At 67.0% G+C, this 19,443-nt stretch carries 16 protein-coding genes; 7 read left to right on the top strand and 9 right to left on the bottom strand.

All coding sequences use genetic code 11. The features are described 5' to 3' along the window. Nucleotide 1 precedes the first annotated feature (1 nt). Both egtB and BR78_RS0116905 read right to left on the bottom strand, forming a co-directional pair. Nucleotides 2–1,270: an ergothioneine biosynthesis protein EgtB gene (gene egtB, locus BR78_RS0116910; protein WP_025560871.1), complete on the bottom strand. Its 1,269-nt coding sequence runs from the start codon at nucleotides 1,268–1,270 to the stop codon at nucleotides 2–4. Between the two features lie 52 nt (nucleotides 1,271–1,322). After that, on the bottom strand, nucleotides 1,323–1,880 hold the full coding sequence (locus BR78_RS0116905) for a cob(I)yrinic acid a,c-diamide adenosyltransferase (RefSeq protein WP_025560872.1): 558 nt from the start codon (nucleotides 1,878–1,880) through the stop codon (nucleotides 1,323–1,325). 133 nt (nucleotides 1,881–2,013) lie between these two features. On the opposite strand from BR78_RS0116905, the gene BR78_RS0116900 reads away from it, so the two are divergent. Both BR78_RS0116900 and BR78_RS0116895 read left to right on the top strand, forming a co-directional pair. Beyond that, complete coding sequence (locus BR78_RS0116900; RefSeq protein ID WP_029725462.1) at nucleotides 2,014–2,559, top strand: hypothetical protein; 546 nt, start codon at nucleotides 2,014–2,016, stop codon at nucleotides 2,557–2,559. Nucleotides 2,560–2,621: 62 nt separating this feature from the next. Continuing rightward, complete coding sequence (locus tag BR78_RS0116895) at nucleotides 2,622–2,954, top strand: PilZ domain-containing protein (protein WP_025560875.1); 333 nt, start codon at nucleotides 2,622–2,624, stop codon at nucleotides 2,952–2,954. Between the two features lie 114 nt (nucleotides 2,955–3,068). Here BR78_RS0116895 and BR78_RS0116885 read toward each other — a convergent pair whose 3' ends face one another. Next, nucleotides 3,069–3,299: a twin transmembrane helix small protein gene (locus tag BR78_RS0116885; RefSeq protein ID WP_025560877.1), complete on the bottom strand. Its 231-nt coding sequence runs from the start codon at nucleotides 3,297–3,299 to the stop codon at nucleotides 3,069–3,071. Between the two features lie 9 nt (nucleotides 3,300–3,308). Then, nucleotides 3,309–4,166 carry a tRNA glutamyl-Q(34) synthetase GluQRS gene (gene gluQRS, locus BR78_RS0116880; RefSeq protein ID WP_025560878.1) on the bottom strand — a complete coding sequence of 286 codons (858 nt, stop codon included), beginning with the start codon at nucleotides 4,164–4,166 and terminating at the stop codon, nucleotides 3,309–3,311. A 100-nt stretch (nucleotides 4,167–4,266) separates the two neighbouring features. Here gluQRS and BR78_RS0116875 point away from each other — a divergent pair, with 100 nt between their 5' ends. From BR78_RS0116875 to BR78_RS0116860, 4 genes are all read left to right on the top strand, one after another. Further along, nucleotides 4,267–4,833 carry an HNH endonuclease gene (locus BR78_RS0116875; RefSeq protein ID WP_025560879.1) on the top strand — a complete coding sequence of 189 codons (567 nt, stop codon included), beginning with the start codon at nucleotides 4,267–4,269 and terminating at the stop codon, nucleotides 4,831–4,833. 109 nt (nucleotides 4,834–4,942) lie between these two features. Continuing rightward, nucleotides 4,943–7,153, top strand: a complete 2,211-nt coding sequence (locus BR78_RS0116870) for a transglycosylase domain-containing protein (RefSeq protein ID WP_025560880.1) — start codon at nucleotides 4,943–4,945, stop codon at nucleotides 7,151–7,153. 41 nt (nucleotides 7,154–7,194) lie between these two features. Beyond that, nucleotides 7,195–8,196, top strand: a complete 1,002-nt coding sequence (locus BR78_RS0116865) for a threonine aldolase family protein (protein ID WP_029937192.1) — start codon at nucleotides 7,195–7,197, stop codon at nucleotides 8,194–8,196. Next, nucleotides 8,193–9,152, top strand: coding sequence for a DMT family transporter (locus BR78_RS0116860; RefSeq protein ID WP_231478296.1), 960 nt, complete (start codon nucleotides 8,193–8,195; stop codon nucleotides 9,150–9,152). The genes BR78_RS0116865 and BR78_RS0116860 overlap by 4 nt, the downstream gene beginning before the upstream one ends. Here BR78_RS0116860 and BR78_RS0116855 read toward each other — a convergent pair. From BR78_RS0116855 to BR78_RS0116840, 4 genes are all read right to left on the bottom strand, one after another. Beyond that, entirely contained in the window at nucleotides 9,062–9,901 is an 840-nt protein-coding gene (locus BR78_RS0116855) for an epimerase (RefSeq protein WP_029937190.1), read from the bottom strand. The two genes, BR78_RS0116860 and BR78_RS0116855, sit on opposite strands and share 91 nt — an antisense overlap. 133 nt (nucleotides 9,902–10,034) lie before the next feature. Further along, nucleotides 10,035–11,645 (bottom strand): M20/M25/M40 family metallo-hydrolase, encoded by a 1,611-nt coding sequence (locus BR78_RS0116850; RefSeq protein ID WP_029937189.1) that lies wholly within the window; start codon nucleotides 11,643–11,645, stop codon nucleotides 10,035–10,037. A gap of 45 nt (nucleotides 11,646–11,690) precedes the next feature. Then, nucleotides 11,691–13,301, bottom strand: a complete 1,611-nt coding sequence (locus tag BR78_RS0116845; protein ID WP_081855835.1) for a M28 family metallopeptidase — start codon at nucleotides 13,299–13,301, stop codon at nucleotides 11,691–11,693. After that, the gene (locus tag BR78_RS0116840; protein ID WP_025561201.1) at nucleotides 13,301–14,980 is read right to left on the bottom strand and encodes a M28 family metallopeptidase; all 1,680 of its coding nucleotides are present in this window, start codon (nucleotides 14,978–14,980) and stop codon (nucleotides 13,301–13,303) included. Before BR78_RS0116840 ends, BR78_RS0116845 begins: the two co-directional genes overlap by 1 nt. 113 nt (nucleotides 14,981–15,093) lie before the next feature. Between BR78_RS0116840 and pepN the strand changes: the two genes are divergently transcribed. Further along, on the top strand, nucleotides 15,094–17,682 hold the full coding sequence (gene pepN / locus BR78_RS0116835) for an aminopeptidase N (RefSeq protein ID WP_029937187.1): 2,589 nt from the start codon (nucleotides 15,094–15,096) through the stop codon (nucleotides 17,680–17,682). Between the two features lie 30 nt (nucleotides 17,683–17,712). Here pepN and BR78_RS0116830 read toward each other — a convergent pair whose 3' ends face one another. Then, the gene (locus BR78_RS0116830) at nucleotides 17,713–19,326 is read right to left on the bottom strand and encodes an alkaline phosphatase D family protein (RefSeq protein WP_029937186.1); all 1,614 of its coding nucleotides are present in this window, start codon (nucleotides 19,324–19,326) and stop codon (nucleotides 17,713–17,715) included. Nucleotides 19,327–19,443 lie beyond the last annotated feature (117 nt).

The following is a 19,443-nucleotide window of genomic DNA, read 5'->3' as shown; positions in this document are numbered from 1 at the left end:
GCTACAGATCCTTGGCCAGGCGTACGCCGGTGAACTGCCAGCGCTGGTGTGGATAGAAGAAGTTGCGGTAGCTCGCACGGACATGCCCGCGCGGCGTGGCGCAGCTGCCGCCGCGCAGCACGAACTGCCCGCTCATGAACTTGCCGTTATATTCGCCGACTGCGCCCTCGGCTGCGCGGAAGCCCGGATAGGGACGAAAGGCGCTGCCGGTCCATTCCCAGACATCGCCGAAGAAAGCGGGGCCGCCCGCCGACGGACGCGGCTCCACGGCCCCCGCCGCATCGAGCTGGTTGCCCGACAACGGGTCATGCCCGCTCGCCGCGGCTTCCCATTCGAATTCGGTCGGCAGCCGCGCGCCGGCCCAGCTGGCGTAAGCGTCGGCCTCGAAAAAGCTGACATGCGTGACCGGCGCGGCGGAGTCGATCGGGCGGCGGCCATCGAGACCGAAACGGGTCCAGACGCCGTCACGCTGCTCCCAGTAGAGCGGGGCAACCACGCCTTCGGCCTGCGCCCACGCCCAGCCGTCGGACAGCCAGTGGCGCGGGTCACGATAACCGCCATCGGCGATGAAGGCGGCCCATTCGCCGTTGGTCACGGTGCGGTCGGCGAGTGCGTGCGGGTGGAGAAGCTGGGTGTGGCGCGGGCCTTCGCAATCGAAGGCGAAACTTTGCGAAGATTGCGCATATGCGCCGATCTCGACCGTGCCGGTGCGGCCCTCGAGCCAGGCGATCGGGCCCGGCAAGGCGACGGGGACCTTGGGGTCCCCGGGCCAAATAGCTGATTCCAGGGGATTTACCGAGAAATGGTGAAGGATGTCGGTGAGCAGGAGTTCCTGGTGCTGCTCCTCATGATGGCAGCCGAGATCGACCAGGGTCCGCGCCACGTCGGAAAGATCGGGGAGCGCCGCCAGCAACGCCGCGTCCACCGCGGCGCGATAGCGCAGGATCTCGTCGAGCGACGGCCGCGACAGCATCCCCCGGCGCGGCCGTGCATGGCGGGCACCCTCGGCCTCGTAATAGCTGTTGAACAGGAACGGCCAGCGTTCGTCGAACAGCCGGTAACCCGGCACATGATCGCGCAGCACGAACGTCTCGAAAAACCAGGTCGTGTGGGCGAGATGCCATTTGGCGGGCGACGCATCGTCCATCGACTGGATCGTCGCATCGGCATCCGAAAGCGGCGCGACGAGATCGGCGCTGAGCGCCCGAACCGCGACGAAACGCGACGCGAGTGCGGAGGAAGCCGGGTTTACATCGCGCTCCGTTCTCATAATGTTCCCAGTACGTCGGGCACGCCGTAGCGTCAACCCGAAACAAACTGCGTCAGCGCGAGGCGCCCGGCACCCATAAAACGTCGCCGGCCCCGTTCCGGTTCATTGCGCGTGCGGCGACGAACAGCAGATCGGACAGGCGATTTAGATAGGTGGTCGTAGCCGGAGACAACACCCTCTGCGCCGCAGCGGCGACGATTGTCCGCTCAGCGCGACGGACGACCGCGCGTGCGAGGTGGAGCGCCGCCGCGGCCGGCTCGCCGGCGGGGAGGATGAAGCTGGTCAGCGGATCGAGCGCGCCGTTCAAATGATCGATGCGTTCCTCGAGCCACTCGATCTGCGCCGGCACGATGCGCAGCGCACCTTCGATTTCGACCGGCGTGGCGAGATCGGCGCCGAGATCGAACAGGTCGTTCTGGATGCGCGCGAGCATTTCGCTGACGCTGCCGGGACCCAGCGCCGCGCGCGCCACGCCGATCGCGCTATTGGCCTCGTCGACATCGCCGATCGCCGCCATGCGCGGATCGGCCTTGGACACGCGCGATCCATCGACCAGCCCCGTGGTGCCGTCGTCACCGGTGCGCGTGTAGATCTTGTTGAGCTTTACCATCCGCGCCTGTCCTACGCCCGGAGCAGCCGGTGCGGAAGCCCGGCGCATTGCTCAGGAAATCCTCACGCCTCGCTCATGCCGCTCACCCCCGCCCGGTCTAGGTATCGACCGATCAAATATCGGAGACGAAACCATGACTGCAGACGTAAATCGTCACGTGAACCTATGGCGCGTGGCGGGCTGGGGCACCGCCGTGGCACTGATCCTGCTGCCGCTGATCGCGATGCGGTTCACCGACGAAGTGGCGTGGACCCTGTCCGACTTCGTGTTCGCGATTCTGCTGATCGGCAGCGTCGGCGTGGCCTATGAACTGGTGGTGCGGATGACAGGCAATGCGGCGTATCGCGCCGCGGTCGGCGTCGCGCTCGCGACGGGGTTCCTGATCGTCTGGAGCAACCTTGCCGTCGGCATCATCGGCAACGAGGGCAATCCCGCCAATCTGGCGTTCTTCGGCGTCCTTGCCATCGCGATCGCTGGCGCCTTTGTCGCGCGGCTGCAGGCGGAAGGAATGGCGCGTGCGCTGTTCGCGACGGCCTTCGCGCAATTGCTGGTGAGCGCGGTCGCGCTGATCGCGCGCATGGATCTGCCGGTGGGAATCGCGATATTCTTCGTCGGCATGTGGCTGGTGTCGGGCTTCCTGTTCCGCGCCGCGGCCCGCTGCGATTTTATGCGCCGCTAACCCCGTTTGGGCACTGCATGTAAACCGCTGACGGCGTATCCCGTCAGACAGGGGAAATCCGCATGAACCCGATTGATCACGGAACCGACGACGCACCCATCGACCGCTTCGCGCTGGCCGATCGGCGCACGACTCCGCGCACGCCCACCGCCCTGACGGCGACGATCCGCGCGAGCGGCGAAGTACGCCGGATCAAGGGCGAAGTCGCCGACGTCTCGGCCGAGGGCTGCAAGGTCTTCACCTGGGGCCTGCACGAAAGTGACGAAGTGTGGGTGGCGATCGCACACCTCTCGCCGATGCCGGCGACGGTGGTCTGGTCGCGCGAAGGCGTGGTCGGGCTCAGGTTCAAGAATCCGCTCCATCAATCGACGGTGACGCACCTCGGATTTCTCTGAAAGGGGATGCGCCGCCCGCGGTTGCTCGACCTTGGACTGGCGGTGCTGATCGGCCTGATGCTGATCGCGCTGGCGTGGTGCCTGATTATCCTGAACGGTTGAGCGGCGTGCCGGTCAGCCCTTGGCCGAAAGAATCAGCAGCAGCAACGCGATGATCGCGATCGCCACGCCCTGTAGCAGGATGCGCTGCTGCATCAGCTTGTTCGACTTGAGCGCGCGATCGCTGGGCCCCTCGCCTTCCAGATCCTTGGTGGTGGTCTGCGCCATGTTCACCAGCCCCTTGATGAGGACGAAGACGACCGCGAGCATGGCGGCGATGAGCAGGACGGCGAGGAAGAAGGTCATGACGCGGGTCTACGCCTTTGCCGAGGCGAATCCAACCGGGAGCAAACCCTGACGCAGCCGATCGGCGAGCGCGCGCCCGTCCTCGCCCGCCAGACGCATCGCCTCGAGGCTCGGCGCGCCGTGGCGCTTGGCGAGGCGCGTGCCGTCGGGGCCGAGCAACAGCGGGTGGTGGCGATATTCGGGAGTGGGCAAGTCGAGCAGCGCCTGGAGCAGGCGGTGGACATGCGTGGCGGCGAACAGGTCCATACCGCGAACGATATGGGTGATACCCTGCGCGGCGTCGTCGACGGTGACCGCGAGGTGATAGCTGGCCGGCGCATCCTTGCGTGCGAGGATCACGTCGCCATGCGACAGCGGATCGGCGCGGATCCAGCCGGCAAAGGCATCGTGCCAATAAAGCTCCCTCTCCCACAAGGGGAGAGGGAATTTCAGGGCGCGCTCCACATCCAGCCGCCAGCTGTGCGGTCGCGACAGGTCGGGCGCGTCGAGTCCCCGGCAGGTCCCGGGGTAGATCGCGCCCTCGGGTCCATGCGGCGCCGACAGGCTCGCGGCGATATCGGCGCGGGTGCAGAAGCACGGATAGAGCAAATCCATCGCTTTCAGCCGATCGAGCGCAGCCTGATACAGTTCCAGCCGCTGCGACTGGAACGTCACCTCCCCGTCCCACGCCAGCCCCAGCCATTCGAGATCGCGGAGCACCGCCTCGACATGTTCGGGCCGGCTGCGGGTGCCGTCGATATCCTCGATGCGCAGGCTGAAACGCCCGCTTTGCGCCCGCGCGAAATCATGCGCTTGGATCGCCGAATATGCGTGGCCGAGATGGAGCCGCCCGGTCGGGCTCGGCGCGAATCGCGTGTGGATAACCATCAAACCGGCCCTTGACCGCGAGTCGCGGCATATGCTGTCATGTGCCCGTCACCATTCCCCGCCAGGGAGTGCTGACCGAGCAAAACGGGTGAGGGAGCGCATGTACCATCCCGATCTGATCCGCCATCCGGACAGTTGCCCCGCGCTCGTGCTCAACGCCGATTACACGCCGCTGAGCTATTATCCGCTCAGCGTGTGGCCGTGGCAGACCGCGATCAAGGCATTGTTCCTCGACCGGGTCGACGTGGTCTCCTTCTATGAACGCGAGGTCCGAAGTCCCAGCGCGAGGCTGAAGCTTCCTTCGGTCATCGCGCTCAAACAATATGTCAGACCTTCCCAATTCCCTGCCTTCACGCGCTTCAACCTGTTCCTCCGCGACAAGTTCTCCTGCCAATATTGCGGGACCCAGCGCGACCTCACCTTCGACCATGTCATCCCCCGGGCCCAGGGCGGGCGCACCACCTGGGAGAATGTCGCCACCGCCTGCGCGCCGTGCAACCTCAAAAAGGGCGGGCGCACCCCGAAACAGGCCGCGATGCCGCTCCATATCGAGCCGATCCGCCCGACCAGCTGGCAGCTCCAGGAGCATGGCCGGCGCTTTCCGCCCAACTACCTTCACCAGACCTGGCGCGACTGGCTCTACTGGGATGTCGAGCTGGAGGCCTGAGGCGGGAACACCTGCACATTTCCAAACTTGCCTCGCGAGCTGTCTTATAATAACAACACACCGTGGCGTTGTGCTTTTCCCAATGGCCTGAGGGCGATAAGAGGCCCTGATGGCCCGCGAACCCGGCTCCGGCGATGTCCGCTTTCCGCTACGGCGACCTGCTGAAACCGGCGAGGACTCGGCGGCGGCACCGGTCCGCGCGTGGCGGCCCTCGCGCGCCGATCCCGCCCCGCTGGATGTGAAGGTTGGTCCGGTCGCGCCCCCAACGCCGCTGCCGGGACTGACGCCCGACCCGTTCTGGCGTGCCGCGACGCCTCCACCTCCGCCGCCGCCCGAAGGCGGACCGCCTTCCGGCGAAGGCGAGACGCCGAACCTCCCCGTTCCCGCCAGGCGCTTCCGCTTCCGCTGGCGCTGGGTGAGCTGGGGCATTGCCGGGTTCATCCTGTTGTTCGTGCTCGCGGTCGCCTGGCTCGCGCTGACCGCGCCCTTGTCCAAGTCGCTCCAGCCGCCGGCACCGCCGTCGATCACTTTGCTCTCGGCCGAGGGCAAGCCGATCGCGCGGCGCGGGGCGGACATCGCCGCACCGGTCGACGTCACCAAATTGCCCAAGCACGTCGCCGGCGCGTTCATCGCGATCGAGGACCGGCGCTTCTTCGGCCATATGGGCGTCGATCCGCGCGGCATCCTGCGCGCCTTCCTCCACAATGCGACCAGCAGCGGCGGATCGCAGGGCGGCAGCACGATCACCCAGCAGCTCGCCAAGAACGCGTTCCTGACCTCCGACCGGACGGTGACGCGGAAACTGCGCGAAGTGATGATCGCCTTCTGGCTCGAGGCGTGGCTGACCAAGGACGAGATCCTCTCGCGCTATCTCTCGAACGTCTATTTCGGCGACAACGTCTATGGCCTGCGCGCCGCCGCGCAGCATTATTTCAGCATCGAGCCCGAGCAATTGACGCTGAGCCAGGCGACTCTGCTCGCGGGGCTCGTCAAGGCGCCGAGCCGGCTGGCGCCGACGGGGAACCTCAAGGGCGCGCGCGAGCGGCAGAAACTGGTGATCGGCGCGATGGTCGCGGCGGGGCTGCTCGACAAGGACGAGGCCGCGCGGGTGCGACCGGCGGTGCTCCGGGTGAGCAAGGAGAAGGAACTGCCCAACGGCACCTATTTCGCCGACTGGGTGCTCCCCGAGGCACGCGATCGCGCCGGCGGCGTGGCGACCGAGCAGACCGTCAAGACCACGCTGGAGACCAACATCCAGGCCGCGGCCGAACGCGCAGTGCGTGGGGCCGGCCTGAGGAATACCCAGATCGCACTGGTGGCGATGCGGCCCGACGGGCGCGTCGTCGCGATGGTCGGCGGCAGGAGTTATCGCGACAGCCCGTTCAACCGCGCGACCCAGGCGCGGCGCCAGCCGGGATCGACCTTCAAGCTGTTCGTCTATCTGGCGGCGCTGCGTTCGGGGATGACTCCCGACAGCATCGTCGACGATTCCCCGGTGACGATCGGCGATTGGTCGCCGACCAACAGCAATGGGCGTTATGCCGGCAAGATCACGCTGCGCCAGGCCTTCGCCAAGTCGAGCAACGTGGTGGCCGCGCGGCTGACCAACGAGATCGGCGTGGCCAAGGTGACTCGCGCCGCGCGCGACCTGGGCATTTCGACGCCGATCGCCAGTGACGTCTCGATCGGGCTGGGCACCTCGACGGTGTCGCTGCTCGAACTGACCGCAGCCTATGCCGCAGTGGCGAACGGGAGCTATCCGGTGCGCCCGCGCGGGCTCGACGACGCCGAATCCGCCGACGACTGGCTGGCGGCGCGGCTAGGCTCGGCGACGCCTTTCCGCAGCGGCGAGCTCGACGACATGCGCTCGCTGCTGGGATCGGTGGTGACTTCGGGCACCGGGCGCAGCGCCGCGTTGTCGATCCCCGCCTTCGGCAAGACCGGGACGACGCAGGACAATCGCGACGCCTGGTTCATCGGCTATGCCGGCGATCTGGTCGCAGCGGTGTGGATCGGCAACGACGACAATTCGCCGAGCCCGGGCCTGTCGGGCAGCGGCATCCCGGCGCGGGTATGGCGCGACTTCATGGTCCGCGCATTGGGCGTCTCGCTGCCGCCGGCCCCGGTGGTCGAGGACGAACTCGACAACGAGATGACGCTGGACGACGTGTTCAACGCCGTCGGTGATTTCGTCGAAGGCTCCGGCATCGAGACCGAGGTGGCACCCTCGCGCGACCGGATGCCGCCCGACGATGAAGGGATTCCGGGAGACCAGCCGGGCCCGCCGCCGCGCGGCACCGACGAACGCAACGAGGAATAGAGGGAATTGACCTGAAGCGCGGGGGCCGCGATGGCAGCCGCATGCGCTTCTTCTCCGACAATGCCGCCCCGGTCTGCAACCAGGTGCTGGAGGCACTGGCCCGGGTGAATATAGTCGACACCGCCTATGACGGCGATCGCTGGTCGCAGCAGCTCGACGGCGCCTTCTCGGATCTGTTCGGCACGCCGGTGCGCGCGCTCTGGGTCCCCTCGGGGACCTCGGCCAATGCGCTGGCGCTCGCCGCGCTCTGCCCGCCGCACGGCAGCGTGGTCTGCCACCGCGACGCGCATATCCAGAACGACGAATGCGGCGCGCCCGAATTCTATACCCACGGCGCCAAGCTCGCACTGGCCGAGGGCATTGGCGCGAAGGTCACGCCGGAAAGCATCATGGCAGTGCTGGATCGTGTCCAGAGCGGCGTCCACTGGGTCCAGCCGCACGCAATCTCGATCACCAATGCGAGCGAATATGGCCTCGTCTACACCCCCGATCAGGTCGCCGCGATCGGCGACATGGCAAAGGCGCGCGGGCTTGGTTTGCATATGGACGGTGCGCGCTTTGCAAATGCGGTGGCGCATCTCGGCTGCGCTCCGGCCGACGTGACGTGGCGGGCGGGCGTCGATGTGCTGAGCTTCGGCTTCGTCAAGAATGGCGGGATGAGCGCCGAGGCACTGATCTTCTTCAAGCCCGAGCTCGCCGACGCGACGCTCTATCGCCGCAAGCGCGCGGGATTGCTGCTCTCCAAGGGCCGCTATCTCGCGGCGCAGCTGCTCGCGATGCTCGACGGCGATCTGTGGCTGGCGAATGCGCGCGCCGCAAACGCAGGCGCGCGACTGCTCGCCGACGCCGCCGGCGACCGGCTGGTCCATCTGGTCGAGGCCAATGAAGTGTTCCTCAAGGCCAGTCCAGACGAGGCCGCGTCGCTGCGCGCATTGGGCTTCGATTTCTACGACTGGGCACCCGGCGAAATCCGGCTGGTGACGTCCTGGGACCAGAGCGAGGACGCGATCCGGCCCCTGGCGGAGGCCATCGCGAAGCTGTGAGACGGTTCACCTCCTACAAGGCGCCGATCATCGAGCCGCCGGTCGAGCCGGTTCCACCGCGCTCGGCGCACCTCGTCGTGCTGCTCCCGTTCCTCGTGGTGACATTGATCTGGGGATCGACCTGGATCGTGATCCGCGACCAGCTCGCCATGGTACCGCCGAGCTGGTCGGTAACCTATCGCTTCACGATCGCGGGGATCGTGATCCTCGGCTGGGCGCTGCTGCGGCGCGATTCGCTGCGGCTCGACCTGCGCGGCTGGGCCTTCGCGATCGCCTTGGGATTCGCGCAGTTCGTGCTCAACTTCAACTTCGTCTACCGCGCCGAGCAGCACATCACCTCGGGCGTGGTGGCGATCGTCTATGCTTTGCTGCTGGTGCCCAACGCGATCCTCGCGCGGATCTTCCTCGGCCAGCTGATGGGACGTCAATTGCTGATCGGATCGGCGGTGGCGATGGCCGGGGTGGCCTTGCTGTTCCTCCACGAGGCGCGGCTGAGCGACGCGGGGCCCGAACAGGCGATGATCGGCATCGGCATCGCCCTGTTGGGCGTGCTCTCGGCTTCGGTCGCCAATGTCATGCAGGCGATGAAGACCGCCAAAGCCTATCCGATGGCGACGACGCTCGGCTGGGCGATGCTGACCGGCGCGGCGATCGACGCGGTCTGGGCGTGGGCGACCGTCGGGCCGCCGGTGATCGAACCGCGCTGGGGCTATGTCGCGGGGACGCTCTATCTCGGCGTGTTCGGTTCGGCGCTCGCCTTCACCATCTATTTCCAGCTGATCCGCACGATCGGCCCGGCCAAGGCGGCCTATACCAGCGTGCTGATCCCGGTGATCGCCATGCTGCTCTCGACGATCTTCGAAGGCTATCGCTGGTCGCTGCTCGCCGTGTCGGGCGCGGTGCTGGTGATCGTCGGGCTGGTGCTGGCGCTCAAGGCGCGCAGGCCCAACCGGTAATCCGGGAAAAGCGGCCGCCAACGCAGCACGCGCTTCGCCTTGCCATTCGCGACGCGGCGGTTCTCCGAATAAAAAGCCCGGGCCTGCGGGCTGAGGTTCGCGGCTTCGAGCGGCACCAGTGGCGGCGGCGCGATGCCGAGCAGCGCACAGGCGTAGGCGACGACGTGGCTCTGCGGCGCGGGCAGATCGTCGGCGAGGTTGTAGGCACCCCGGGGCGCGTCGAAACCCGCCGTGATGCCCGAGAGGATGTCGGCGAGATGGATGCGGCTGAAGACCTGGCCGGGCACTAGGATCCGCGCTGCCTCGCCGCGCGCGGCGCGCTCCAACGGCGAGCGGCCGGGCCCGTAGATGCCGGGCAGCCGGAACACGCGTGCACCGAGCGCCAGCCAGGCTGCATCGGCTTCGGCACGCGCGGCGCGACGGCCGGTGCCGGTGGGCGCGGTTTCATCCACCCACGCGCCGCGCGTGTCGCCATAGACTCCGGTCGAGGAGAGATAGCCGAGCCAGCCGCGCGCGGTGGCAAGCTGCGGGCCGTAGGCGGCGAGGATCGGATCGGTCTCATCGGGCGCGACGGTAGAGACGATGTGCGTGGCGTGGGCGATTTCGAAGGCGACGCGATCGGTGTCGGCGAACGCGATGCTGTCGTCACGGCCTTCGCGCGTGACTGTGGCGATGCGCGAATCACGTTGCGCGAGGTGCTGCGCCAGCGCAGTTCCGGTATAGCCAAGACCGAAGATCAGGAGGCGCATGGCGCTCTCATCACCTCGTCACCCGGGCCGAAGTGCGGGGGTCCATTTACCCGCGCGGGAAGGGCAAGCGACCTGTGCTTCTCGCCCAGTTGCGTGGTGGACCCCGGCACTTCGGCCGGGGTGACGGTTGTGTTCACTTCGCACCGTAACCGCCGAACTGGACTCCGAAGAAATCGCCTTTGTTCCAGCTCGGCCGCGCATCGTCATCGGCGAGCGCGCGTGCGGCGGCGTAGTTGACGCGCGTGAACTTCGCCGCCGCCGCCCAATCGATCGGCAAGGTGATGTCGTCCGAAGGCTTGTGGTAGTGATTGGCGAGGAAGTCCCGCTGCGCCGCCTCGCCGGGCCCGCCGGGACCGCTGTCGACCGAGACCGCGGGAATACCCGCCTGGACGAAGCTGTAATGGTCCGAGCGGACGAAGAACATCTCTTCGGGCGCGGGATCGGGCACGACCTTGAGTCCCTCCGCGGCAGCCGCCGCCGCATAAGTCGCGCCGAGGCTCGAGCGTTCGCCGCCCAGCACGACCATGTCCTGCATCGCGAAGGTGAGGATCGGCATGTCGAGATTGATGTCGGCGACGAGCGTGCCTCCGGCGGGCACCCCGGGGTGCGCGGCGAAATAGTCCGAGCCGACCAGCCCCTTCTCTTCGGCAGTCAGCGCGACGAACAGGATCGAGCGGCGCGGACGCTTGCCCGATGCCTCGAACGCGCGCGCCACTTCGAGCATCGTCGCGACGCCCGCGGCATTGTCCATCGCGCCGTTATAGATGTCGTCGCCCTTTTCGGGCTCGCCCACCCCGACATGATCGAGATGTGCCGAGACCACGACATATTGGTTCCTGAGCGCTGGATCCGAGCCTTCGAGCACGCCGACGACGTTGCTGCTGCGCGTGGTGGCGACGCGGGTGCTGGCCGCTACCCTGAGCGTGCCAACCAGCGGCCCGCTGGGCATCCGAATGCCGCGGCGATCGGCGGCGAGCACGTCGCGCCATTTGATCCGCGAACCGGCGAACAATTTCTCGGCGCCTGCCTGGCCGACCGTGCCGACCACCGGCGCGCCGGGCGCGATGATGTGCGCCTTGCCATCGGGCCCGACCCAGGTGGTGCGCTCATAATCGTAATAAGGCGCCATCGCCTCGAGCGGGAATTCGGCGCGCCGTTCGAGCGATTCCACGATGATCACTGCCTTGGCGCCGCGCGCCTGCGCCAGCCGCGCCTTCTGGTCGTCGTCTCCCAGATGCGCCGCAACTTCGCCCGGCAGGCCTTCAGGCACCCCGGCATAGATCGCGACGATCTTGCCGCGCACGTCGAGCCCTCGATAATCGTCACGCTTGCCCTCGGGATAGACGAGCCCGTAGCCCGCGAAGACGACCTGTCCCGCCGCCGCGAAATCGGGCGTGGTCGGGATGCCGGAGTTGACGAAGTCGATCCCGAACTGGAGCGGGATCGCCGCGCCGCCGCGGGTGAGCGTCCATTTCGCTTTGGCGGCAGGCCGATAGGTGACGAGCCCGACCGACTGGAGCCAGCCGTCCTCCCCGGCAGGCTTCAATCCGGCACCGAGCATCTGCGCGGCGACATATTGCGCGGCGATGTCGTATTCGTGCGTCCCCGCCTCGCGCCCGCGCAGCGCGTCGGCGGCGAGGAACCGGACATGCGCCTCGAGCGCCGCCTGATCGGGCGGAAGCTGCTGCGCCTGGGCGAGCGGCGCCAGCAGGATCAGGGGGAGAAGGAGCAGGCTACGCAACATCGAAACTCCTCAGGGCTCTCCCCGCCGGGAGGGGCTGGTCGGCGCCTACTTCGCGCCGGGGCCTCCGTACAGTGTTCCGAAGAAATCGCCCTTGTTCCACAAGGGACGCTGATCGGCATCCGCCAGCGCGCGGGCGATCGCGTAATTGAGCTTCACGAAGCGCACGCCCTGGCCGAAATCGATCAAGGTCACTTCGTCCGAAGGCTGGTGATAATGTTTCTCGCCGAATTCCTCGACCGCGGCCTTGCCGGGACCGGCGGGGCCGGGCTCGAGCGACACCGCCGGAATGCCCGCGCGGACGAAGCTGTAATGGTCCGAACGCACGAAGCTGGCTTGCTCGGGTGCGGGATCGGGGGTGAGCGCCAGCCCCTCGGCCTTGGCGACCGCCGCCACCGTCGGGCCGATGCTGGTGCGATCGGCGCCGTACACCACCAGATCCTCGAACTTGTAGGTGAGCACCGGCATGTCGAGATTGACGTCGGCGACGATGCTGCCCTTGGGCACAACCGGGTTGGCGGCGAAATAGTCGGAGCCGACCAACCCCTTCTCCTCAGCGGTGACCGCGACGAACAGGATCGAGCGGCGGGGGCGCTTGCCCGATGCCGTGAACGCCCTGGCCACTTCGAGCATCGACGCAGTGCCGACGGCATTGTCCATCGCGCCGTTGTAGATCGTGTCGCCCTTCGCATCGGGCTTGCCGACGCCGACATGATCGAGATGCGCCGAGATCACGACATATTGGCCCTTGAGCGCCGGATCCGAACCTTCGAGCAGGCCGACGACATTGTTGGCGGAGAGCGTCTTGATCTCGGTGTTCGCCGTCCCCTCCGCGGTGACGCCGAGCGGGCCGGTGGGGAGTTTCTTGCCCGCCTTGTCGGCGGCGAGGACATCGGCCCATTTGGTCTTCGAACCGGCGAACAATTTCTCGGCGCCGACCATGCCGACATACGCGAAGGCAGGGGCGCTCGGCCCCTCGCTGTGCGCGCGGCCGTCGGGATCGGCCCAGGTCATGCCGTTGCTGTTCCAATACCCCACGCTCGCCTCGAACGGGAAGATCGCGTGGCGGGTGTTGCCCTCGATCAGGATCACGCCCGAGGCACCATGTTCCGCCGCGTTCTTTGCCTGCTCTTCGGGCTGGCTGAGATGCGCGCGCACTTCGCTGGGCAGCGATTGCGGGGCGTCGCGCAGGATCGCGACGATCTTCCCCTTCACGTCGAGGCCCTTGTAATCGTCATGGCCGGTGGCGCGATCGGTCACGCCGTAACCGGCGAACACCACCGGCCCCGACACCGCGACCTTCGCCTCGCGGGCGTTCGAGCGGGCGACGAAGTCCTTGCCCCATTCGAGCGGTGTCACCGTCGTGCCGCGCGTGAGCGTCAGCGTCCCGTGATCGGCACCCCTGAACGAAACGAGCGGCACCGGCTGCAGCCACGTGCCGTTCGGCCCGCCCGGCGCGAGCCCCGCCGCGAGCATCTGCGCCGCGACATATTGCTCGGCGATGGCGAGCTCGGGCGAACCCGTGTCGCGCCCGCGCATCGCATCCGAGGCGAGGAAGGCGACATGCGCCTTGAGCGCCGCCTCGGCGTGAGTGAGGTCCTGCGCAAGTGCCGGGGCTGCGAAGAGCAGGGGGAGGAGGATCAGGGACTTGCGCATCATCACTTCTCCATCGGTCCGCCGAAGAGGGTGCCGAAAAAGTCGCCCTTCTTCCACATCGGCTTCTGATCGGCATCGGCGATCTCGCGGGCGATGCGATAGTTCACGTCGACGAAGCGCGCGCCCGATTCCCAATCGATCGCCGGCTGCTGGACCAGATCGTCCGAGGGCTGGTGATAATGGCTGCTCAGGAAGGCATCGGTCGCAGCCTTGCCCGGACCCTTTTCGCCCGGCCACAGGAAGACCGAGGGGATGCCCTGCTGGACGAAGCGATAATGGTCCGAGCGGACGAAGAAGGCTTCGTCGGGGCGCGGATCGCCGCCCATGCCGACGCCGATCTGCGCGGCGGCACGCGCCACCGTCTCGCCCAGAGTCGAATGCGCCGCGCCGAACGGCGTCACGTCCTCGAACTTGTAGGTGATGATCGGCATGTCGAGATTGACGTCGGCGACCAGGTTCGCCTTCGGCACCGTCGGATTGTGCGCGTAATAATCCGAGCCGATCAGCCCCTTCTCTTCGGCGGTGACCGCGAGGAACAGCACCGAACGGCGCGGCGGCTTGCCCGATGCCTTGAAGCGGCGCGCCTCCTCGATCAGCGAAGCGATGCCGACGGCATTGTCCATCGCGCCGTTGTAGATCGTGTCGCCCTTGGCATCGGGCTTGCCGACACCGACGTGATCGAGATGCGCCGAGAGCACGACGACTTCCTTGCCGAGCGCCGGATCGCTGCCGGGGAGCAGGCCCGCGACATTGTAGCTGGTGATCGCGGTATTGGCGGTGTTGAGCGTCACCGACAGCGTCCTCGGCAGCTGTATCGCCTTGAACGTGGCGCCGTCGTCCTGCGACAGCTTCGCGACGTCGTCCCACTTGACCTTCGCGCCTTCGAACAATTTGGCGGCGCCCGCAGTGCTGAGCATGCCGAGACCGGGGGCGGTGGGCGTCGGGATATGGCCCGAACCGTCGGCCTCGGCCCAGGTGAAGCGCGCGCGGTCCCAGTTCGCCGCGATCGTCTTGAACGGATAACTGCCGCGGCCGGCGCGCGGCGATTCGAGCGTGATATAGCCGACCGCGCCCTTCTTCATCGCGATTTCGGCCTTCGACGCCGGGCTGCTGAAATGCGCGCGCTCCTCGGCCGGGAAGCTCGACGGCGCGCCGCCGAAAAAGGCGACGATCTTGCCCTTCACGTCGACGCCCTTGTAGTCGTCGCGGCCGAGCCCGGAGATGCCGTAGCCGACGAACACCACTGGCGCGGTGAGCTGGAAGGCGGTCTTGTCGGGGTTGCCGGCGGGAAGATAATCCTCGCCGAAGACGAGGCTCACCGGCTGGCCGCCCTTGGCAGCGAGCGCCATGCTGCCCTTGTCGGCGGGCTTGTAGCTGATCAGCGGCACCTTCTGGAGGTACGAGCCTTCGTCGCCCGCCGGGCGCAGGCCCTGCTCGTAGAATTGCGACGCGACGTACTGCGCGGCGATGTCATATTCGGCACTGCCTGCGTCACGGCCGCGCATCTGGTCCGACGCGAGGAACATGATGTGGCTCTTGAGCGCCGCCTGGTCGGCGGGAAGCTCGGCATTGAGCAATGCGTTGCTCTGGGCGGCGGTCGGAGCGGGCGCAGGGGCCTCCTGCGCCATCGCCGAAGTGGCGACGAGCGCGATCAGGCCGAGCGGCGATGTCAGTCGAAGCATAAGGGAGAAACCTCGGTGTCTCTGGAATGCCGTATCGGTAGCATCGCGCCACTCATAGGCAAGCGGCAGTTTGTTGTGGCGGTGCGGCGGGTTGACCCTATATCCGGGCAATCATGGCAGACGCTCAGACCGCAACCCAGGCGCCCAAAGTGACGCGCCGCGAGGATTATCGCGAGCCCGATTGGCGCGTGCCCGAGATCGCGATGGATTTCGACCTCGATCCCGCGGCGACGCGCGTTCGCACGACCTTGCGGGTCGAGCGCAACGGCACGCACGACCGGCCGCTGCGCCTCGATGGCGACGGGCTGACTGCGCTCGGCGTCAAGGTCGATGGCGCCCAGGTCTCGGATTGGAGCATGGACGGCGCCAGCCTCGTGGTGCCGCTGACCGGCGCCGCGCACGAGATCGAGACCGAAGTCGAGATCGCGCCCGAGCGCAACACCCAGCTACAGGGGCTCTATGCCTCGGGCGGGATCCTCTGCACCCAGTGTGAGGCCGAGGGTTTCCGCCGCATCACCTTCTTCCCCGATCGCCCCGACGTGCTGTCGAAGTACAAGGTCAAGCTGACCGCCGACAAGGTTCGCTTCCCGGTGCTGCTGGCGAACGGCGATCCGATCGCGCAGGGCGATCTGGAAGGTGGCCGCCACTGGGCCGAATGGCACGATCCCTTTCCCAAGCCGAGCTATCTGTTCGCCTTGGTGGCGGGCGATCTCGTCGCCAATCGCGGCACCTTCATAACGATGTCGGGCCGCGAGGTGCAGCTCGGCATCTGGGTGCGCGCGCCTGATCTGCCCAAGACCGACCACGCGCTCCACGCGCTCAAGCTGTCGATGGCGTGGGACGAGAAAGTCTATGGCCGCGAATATGATCTCGACGTGTTCAACATCGTCGCGGTCGACGATTTCAATTTCGGCGCGATGGAGAATAAGGGGCTGAACGTCTTCAACAGCCGCTACATCCTCGCCGATCCCGACACCGCCACCGACTATGATTACGACGCGATCGCCGCGGTGGTCGCGCACGAATATTTCCACAACTGGTCGGGCAACCGCGTCACTTGCCGCGACTGGTTCCAGCTCTCGCTGAAGGAAGGCTTCACGGTCTTCCGCGACCAGAGCTTCTCGGCCGATCAGGGCAGCGCCGCAGTCAAGAGGATCGAGGATGTCCGAGGCTTGCGCGCCAGCCAGTTCCCGGAAGATGCCGGTCCGCTCGCGCATCCGGTGCGCCCCGACGAATATATGGAGATCTCGAACTTCTACACCGCGACGATCTACAACAAGGGCGCCGAGGTCATCCGGATGATGGCGACGATCCTCGGAGCGAAGAAATTCCGCGCAGCGACCGATCTGTACTTCGATCGCTTCGACGGCACCGCCGCGACTTGCGAGGATTTCGTCCAGTGCATGGAGCAGGGCGGCGAGGTCGATCTCACCAGGTTCCGCCGCTGGTACACCCAGGCCGGCACGCCGCGCGTCTCGGCGACGCTGGCGCAGGAGGGCGGCCGCGCGCGATTGCAGCTGCGCCAGATGGTACCGCCGACCCCGGGCCAGCCGGTCAAGGAGCCGATGGTCCTGCCGTTGAAGCTCAAGCTGTTCGGCGCGATCAGCGGGAAGCCGGTGTCCGACGAGCAGCTCGTGCTGCTCGAAGACGAGACGCACGAAATGGTGTTCGAGAATCTCGCCGAACAGCCAGTGCTGTCGATCAATCGCGGGTTTTCCGCGCCGGTGGTGGTCGAGACCAACCGCACCGCGAAAGACCTCGCTTTCCTTTCGGCGCACGACGACGATCCGTTCGCGCGCTATGAGGCGATGCAGCAACTGATGCTCGACACGCTCGTGGCCTCGGTGGCCAACGAAGGCACCGATCACACTGCCGTGATCGAGGCGGTGCGCAACACGCTGACCGATGCCAGGCTCGACCGCGCCTTTATCGCCGAGGCGGTTCTGCTCCCCTCGGACAGCTTCATCGGCGACCAGATGGCGGTGGTCGAGCCCGAGGCGATCTTCCGCGCCCGCGAGGCGCTGCGCCGGGACCTCGGCGCTGCACTCGCGAGCGAATGGCGCGCGGCCTATGAAGGCAGCCTCGCCAACCGCTTCGAATATTCGCCTGCCGCCAAGGGCGCGCGGCGGCTCAAGACGGTGTCGCTCGGCTATATCGCGGCGAGCGGCGCGCCCGATGCCGACACGCTGGCGTTCGACCAGTTCAGCGGCGCCGATAACATGACCGACCGGCAGGGCGCGCTGACCACGCTCGTCAACGGCGATTCGCCGCTGCGCGAGCAGGCGCTCGACGCCTTCTACCAGCGTTATGCCGGCAACGGGCTCGTCCTCGACAAATGGTTCCAGACCCAGGCGCTGTCGACGCGCGAGGACACCGCGGAAATGGTCGAGCGGCTGGTCGCGCACCGCGACTTCACGCTCTCCAATCCCAATCGCGCGCGCTCGCTGATCGGCGCGTTCAGCGTCAACCAGCGCGCCTTCCACGACGCGTCGGGCCGCGGCTATCGCTTCGTCGCGGACCAGCTGATCGCATTGGACAAGCTCAACCCGCAAACCGCGGCCAAATTGATCCCGCCGCTTGGCCGCTGGAAGCGTTTCGACGCCGCCCGCGCCGCCCGGATGCGCGCCGAGCTCGAACGGATCGTCGCGACTCCGGGGTTGAGCAAGGACATGTTCGAGCAGGCGTCGAAGTCGCTGGACTAACGCTCTAGCCCCTCCCCTGAACGGGAGGGCTCACGCCATCACATTGCGCCCGGGCTGCACCACGGCGGTGTGGCCGACGCTCGCCTTGGTCGACCGCGTCAGGATCGTATCGACGAACACCCAGTCGTTGCTCGCCCGCTCGGGCGTGAGCGTCAGCGCCATATAGCCGCGGCGGCTCGTGTCGCACCATTTGAGCTCGGGATTGGCGGCAACCAGCCCGGCGGCGACCACCTTGGGATCCGCGCCGGTCGCACTCTCATAGCCCGGCGAAGTGACGCTGTGTCCGGCGAACTCGACCCCGGCGGGCTTGCCGTCCTGTCCGAGGTCGAACGCCCAGGCATTATGGCTGTCGCCGCACAATACGAGCAGATTGGCCCCCGTCCGCTGCGCCGATCGCAGGAACCGCGCACGGGCGGCGGGGAAACCGCCCCAATTGTCGAGATCGGACGGCAGTCCCGCCTTGCTCGCCATCAGACCGTTGCGGACCCATGTTCTGGTCCGTTCGGGCGCGTCGGGCTTGAGCCATTCCATCGCCTGATCAGGGGTGCGCTGCTGGCCGAGGATCGTGCCGAACTGGACGATCTGCCATTTGCGACCGCTGCGTACCGAACCCGCCATCGCATGCGCCAGCCACGCCTCCTGCTCGGTTCCCAGCATCGTCCGCGCGGGATCCTGCAGCGGCCCGTCGCGAAACTGGGCGAGCGCGGCGGCCGGATTGGCGGCCTTGAACAAGGCGTCGATATCGGGCTCGTCGCTGCGCGCGATCAAGCGGCTCTCGGTGCGGAACAGGGTCGCGAGGCCGCCAATGTCATAGGCGCCCCACGGCGTCTCCGAGACCGGCATCCATTCCTTGAACACCTGCAGCGCCGCCGCCTTGCGATCGCTCCACAGCCCTTCATATTCGGGCTGGTTGTTCTGCGCGCTCATCTCGCGGCTGTTATTGGCCGATTCGTGATCGTCCATCTGGACGAGCATCGGCTTGAGCCGGTGCAGCTCCTGCAAATCGGGATCGCTGCGATAGCTGGCATAACGGAGGCGATAATCGGTGAGATGGATCATCTCGGTCACCGGTTCGGGCCAGCGCCCCGCCACTGCGCCACCCTCGGGCGCATATCCTCCCTTCGCATATTCGTAGAGATAATCACCGAGATGGACCCAGAGGTCGATATCGTCGCGCGCCGCGGCATGGCCATAGGCATTGAACCAGCCGAACGGCAGGTTCGTGCAGGAGAAGACCGCGATGCCGAAACGGCGGACATTGCCCTCTGGCAAAGTCTGCGTCCGGCCCACCGGGGAAAAGCTGCCATCGGGCGCGACGAAGCGGTAGAAATAGCGCGTCGCCGGCGCGAGCCCCTGCACGGTGATCTTGGCGGTGTGATCGCGCCACGGCCCGGTGATCATCTCGCCGCCGTTCACCACCCGCGCGAAATCCTCGGTGGCGGAGACTTCGGCGCGCAGCTTGGCCGCACCGCCGCCGACGGGTACGTAGCGCGTCCACAACAGCATCGTGTCGGTCCCCGGCTCGCCGCTGGCGACCGAATGAGTGAACCCGCTCGCGGCCTGGCCGAACGCGAAACCGGGGATCGAAAGTGCGGCGAGCCCGAAGGTGCCGGTGAGCAGCAGGCGACGGCGATCGATGTTCATGGCGCGGATACCCCTTTTCGTCGCAAGGCTTGCCCGGAAAACTTGGCGGGTTCGTGACACCGGACCCCGCCTTCGCTAAGCAGCAGCTAAGTGGGTCGCAAACAAGGCAGAAATAGC

Source organism: Sphingomonas sp. UNC305MFCol5.2 (genome assembly GCF_000712135.1).
GTDB lineage: Bacteria > Pseudomonadota > Alphaproteobacteria > Sphingomonadales > Sphingomonadaceae > Sphingomonas.
The sequence above is the reverse complement of the archived record's forward strand: the minus strand, read 5'-3'. Positions and strand labels throughout refer to the sequence as shown.